Below are 3,578 nucleotides of genomic sequence, written 5' to 3'. Positions count from 1 at the left end.
TCACGGTATTCACTCCGTACTTGGCATCGTGAATAGCGGCTTCAGCCGGCGTTGGAACAACTCGGTGACCCCCGCGCGATTCAAGTGGTCAGTGTCGAAATAGAAGCGCGGATCATCCAAAGCTGCGGAAAAATCATGCAATGGCACCGCATGATCAGTGAGGACCTGTGTTGAGGCGAGGTCGAACGCAGCCTCGTTCGGCAGCTGATTGTAGAACAGCGTCAGCGTCGGCAGTTTAATGGCGATGACGCGGATATTGTGCTGTCGAGCGATCTCGATGAGACTGGCAAAGTCGCGCAGATAGCGTGCGATCACGTCCGGCGCCGTAGCGTCTGGATAGAGATATGCGATGCGCTTACTGACCGCCGTCGCGGACGGCCGGTAGACCCGGTCAAACTGCGCTTCGCCTTCCCAGGCGTCGCGTTGGAACCGGTCGCGGTTGTTGATCTTGGAAAATCCGCTGAGATAGTCGAGCAAGGCACGCGGGCTGACGCCGTCGTGGCGAACATAATTCCACATGAGTTGTGCGGTTGCCGCCTCGAACGGGGTGCCCCGGATCAACTTTGCATCGCTGAAGCGATCTTCATTCCAGGCGCGCGACGTAAACGTGAAGGAATCGATGACGTAGAGCAAATTACGCGTGCGATACGTGCGCAAGAAATGCTCAAGAACAAACTGGTTGTAGAGTGGACCGGTGCCTTGCGAAGCGAGGTTCAGGATCCGCGACCCGGTCTCGCGTTCCATCAGCGCGTTGAAACCGCCGAAATCGAGTGTCATTGCATGTGACGCGCCGAGGATCACCCAATCGTAGTCGCGCGTATCGGCGGTCGCGATCTTGAAGAACGGGTTGCTATGCCCATTTCGAAAAAGGAGTTTTTCGGTCGCGGCAACCAACCCCGCATAAATCAGAAGACCGACCACGACGAATAAGAGAGCTGATTTTCCGAGTTGTTTCATGGTCGCGTGTTAGTCCCAGGATTAGAATTGCATGTAGATGAATTCCTTCGCCTGCCAGCGTCCCAGCAGCAGCAGGGCGAAGATGCCCAAATAATAGGCGCCCCAGCGCAGCGCGACCGGCGCATCGGCCAGGCGCTGGAACACCGGGCGGCGCTCGTCGACGATTTCATAGGCGACCAGGAAGGCGATCAGGCCAAATCCGGTAAGTTGCTCGGCGCTGAACGGATAGATGGTTAGCAGATGCGGCAGGTCGGTGAGCCGAGCGCCGATCTTCTGCAAGACGAGCAGCGCGTCATGCATCGATGCGGCGCGGAAGAACACCCAGCTCAGCAGGATCAGATGGAAGGTGATGACGATGCGTAATACGCGCAGCCAGGCGCTGGCGGTCACGCGCGGCAAGGCTTCGCCGATGCGGCGCCACAGGCCGCGCGTCGCCAGCCCCGCCCACTGATAGGCGCCGTTGAGCGCGCCCCAGACGAGAAAGGTCCAGCCGACTCCGTAGCCGAGCCCGGCATGCCACAGGCCGCTCACCAGGAAGACAACCATGATATTGATGGCGCGGCGCAGAGCCCCGGCGCGGCCGCCGCCCAGCGGGATATAGAGATAGTCGCGGAACCAGCGGCCGAGCGAGATGTGCCAGCGCTCCGCCCAGAATTCCGCCGTGCTGCGCGACAGGTACGGCCGGCGGAAGTTCTCCATCAGCTCGAGGCCGAACAGCAAGGAGATGCCGAGCGCGATATCGGTGTAGCCGGAAAAGTCGCAATAAATCTGAAACGCGAAGAAATAAGTGCTGATCAGCAGTTCGATCGGCGGGGCAAAGGCGACGATCTTGAAGCTGTGATCGACCAGCGGGGCAAGGCTGTCGGCGATGACGACTTTCTTGAACAGGCCCCAGCCGATCAATTGCAGCCCGAGCGTAAAGCGGACTGGATCGGCACGCAGCCCGGACAATAGCTGCGGCAGATAATTCGTCGCCCGCTCGATCGGTCCGGCAAAAATCTTGGGAAAATAGGCGGTGAACAATGCCACGTGGCCGAGATTCTGCCGGCCCGACAGACGCCCGGCATAGATGTCGATGAGGTAGCTTGCGGCCGAGAAGGCGTAGAAGGAATAGCCGGCCGGCGCGGTGACGCCCAGACGCGGCAGCTTGATGCCGCCTAGGAGATTGGCCTGCGCGATCTCGCCGGCAAGGAAATCATAGAACTTGAAGGCGGTGAGCGAGCCGAGCACCGCGACAAGCCCGATGACGAAAATGGCGACGCGCAGCGGCCGTTGCCTTGCCCGGTCCAGAGCCCAGCCGCAGGCGAAAATGACGAGCGTCACCGCGCCGAGATAGATCAGGTTGAATGGCTGCGCGAAGCCGTAGAACACGTAGCTCGCCAGCAGCAAGACGGCCCAGCGCTGCGCCACCGGCGTGAGCGCGAAGACTGCCAAGACCAGCGGCAGGAAGAGGAAGAAATCGAGCGACGTGAACAGCATGACATCGGGCCTCGGAGCCGCGGTTCGTCTCTCGTCACCCGTCGGTCGCCCACGCGAAGCGCGTGGGCGGAGGCAGCCTCAGTAGGTTGCCCCGGACGCCCGCAATTCTTCCGGAACTTGTTCGATCGGAATGCCCGCATTCAGGACGAGATAGCTCGCCAGTTCGTCGCGCTCCGCAGGCGTCATCTTGATGACCGCATGGGCCGGCGTGCTCATCGTCCCGAGCCAAGCCGTTTTGGTTCGGTCTTGGGTGACGACGACTGTGATGATATGGCAGCCCTGGCAATTGTCGAGGGCCAAATCGCGTCCGTCCTTCGGCAGGGTGCGTGCCAGGTTTGCCGGGACTTGATTGCTCGGCAATGGCATGTGGAACGAGAGGTAGTCGGCGAGTGTGAGCCGCTGCTTATCGCTCAGGCGCTGTAACGCTGGAACGGTCTGGTTGTGAGCCTTGAAGTAGCTCACCCACTCCTCGCGCGATCGTTTACCGGTGAGCAACGCTTTGAGCTCGTCGGCAGGCGGCTTGGTGTTAGCGATGTTGACCAGAAGGCTTTTGCCGCCGGCCGGGATAAAAGTCAATTGCTCAGCAGTTTGCGCGGCGAGCGGCTGAACAAGGCAAGCGCTGAACGTCGCGGCAACGACGGCGGCGGCTAAAAAATTGAAGCGCATGATTGATATCCTTCTCGTGACTGGTGAACGAGCCGGTTTCAGGACCGGATCAGAACCTCGCTCGCGAGCACTGTGGCGACTGATGACGCCTCCCGTGGCGGGACGTCAGTTACGCCGATGTTGCCTAAAGCGAATACCGGCACACGCAGCTCACGGACGGCATCCTCAGGCGGGAAGCCACTGGCCCGCATACGATCGATCAAGAGCACGGCGGCATCGTCATAGAACTGCTCGCCGCAGGTATTGCAAACGAGCGCGGGCACGTCCTCGATCACGACCAAGCGATCGTTGTGCCAAAACGCCGAGCGCACGCGAGCCAGACGGGTGTCGGTGCTCTCGCAAACAGGACAGGCAGCGGATGGCTGTTCAGCGGTGTCCATCTTTGTAGCGTCCTTGTGGTTCGGCGCGGTCCGAAGGCAGAACCCCGCCTTCGGCCCGCGGTCGAATGAGAAGCGTCAGCCCATGAACTTGGTCGC

4 protein-coding genes are annotated in these 3,578 nt (G+C 60.7%); all 4 read right to left on the bottom strand.

The features are described 5' to 3' along the window. Positions 1–9 precede the first annotated feature (9 nt). Positions 10–957, bottom strand: coding sequence for a hypothetical protein (locus QZ213_RS26040; protein ID WP_291688934.1), 948 nt, complete (start codon positions 955–957; stop codon positions 10–12). A 21-nt stretch (positions 958–978) separates the two neighbouring features. After that, positions 979–2,436, bottom strand: coding sequence for an MBOAT family O-acyltransferase (locus QZ213_RS26035; RefSeq protein WP_291688933.1), 1,458 nt, complete (start codon positions 2,434–2,436; stop codon positions 979–981). Positions 2,437–2,514: 78 nt separating this feature from the next. Then, positions 2,515–3,102, bottom strand: a complete 588-nt coding sequence (locus QZ213_RS26030) for a hypothetical protein (RefSeq protein ID WP_291688932.1) — start codon at positions 3,100–3,102, stop codon at positions 2,515–2,517. 38 nt (positions 3,103–3,140) lie between these two features. After that, positions 3,141–3,482: a type II toxin-antitoxin system MqsA family antitoxin gene (locus QZ213_RS26025; RefSeq protein WP_291688931.1), complete on the bottom strand. Its 342-nt coding sequence runs from the start codon at positions 3,480–3,482 to the stop codon at positions 3,141–3,143. Positions 3,483–3,578: the final 96 nt, after the last annotated feature.

The sequence above is a fragment of the Bradyrhizobium sp. genome (assembly GCF_017881085.1).
In the GTDB taxonomy this organism is placed as follows: Bacteria; Pseudomonadota; Alphaproteobacteria; order Rhizobiales; family Xanthobacteraceae; genus Bradyrhizobium.
Note: the sequence above shows the minus strand (reverse complement) of the source record. Positions and strands in the feature narration are given on the sequence as shown.